The sequence below is a fragment of the Mesorhizobium sp. genome (genome assembly GCF_004962925.1).
Taxonomy (GTDB): Bacteria; Pseudomonadota; Alphaproteobacteria; order Rhizobiales; family Rhizobiaceae; genus Mesorhizobium.
The window spans coordinates 1-341 of the sequence record NZ_SUEO01000459.1; the positions used below are offsets into that span (position 1 = coordinate 1).

The following is a 341-nucleotide window of genomic DNA, read 5'->3' on the forward strand; positions in this document are numbered from 1 at the left end:
GTCGCCGCGGAATAGGTCAGGCGCGGCCTTCGGGCCGCCGCCAGCTCTCCTTCAAAAATAGGGACGTTTCATGATTGGTGCTTCGCTGGGAGCCGCCGCATACGAGCGCGCGCCCGAAATTTCCCGCATTCTTGCTGGTGTTGGCCCCGTGGAGGACACGCGCCGGGCGCGCCTGTCGGCAAAGGCTGATGCGATCCTGACGCTGAATGGGATCGGTATTTCCTTTGGCGGCGTCACGGCATTGAGCGATGTCGACCTTGAGGTCAAGAGCGGCGAGATCCGCGCGGTGATCGGCCCCAACGGCGCCGGCAAATCCTCGCTGATCAACATCATCAGCGGCC

At 63.6% G+C, this 341-nt stretch carries 1 protein-coding gene; it reads left to right on the forward strand.

The window, feature by feature from the left end; genetic code table 11:
* Window positions 1-70: 70 nt before the first annotated feature.
* A partial coding sequence (locus E5W87_RS35695) for an ATP-binding cassette domain-containing protein (protein WP_292408743.1) occupies window positions 71-341 on the forward strand: 271 nt, incomplete at its 3' end.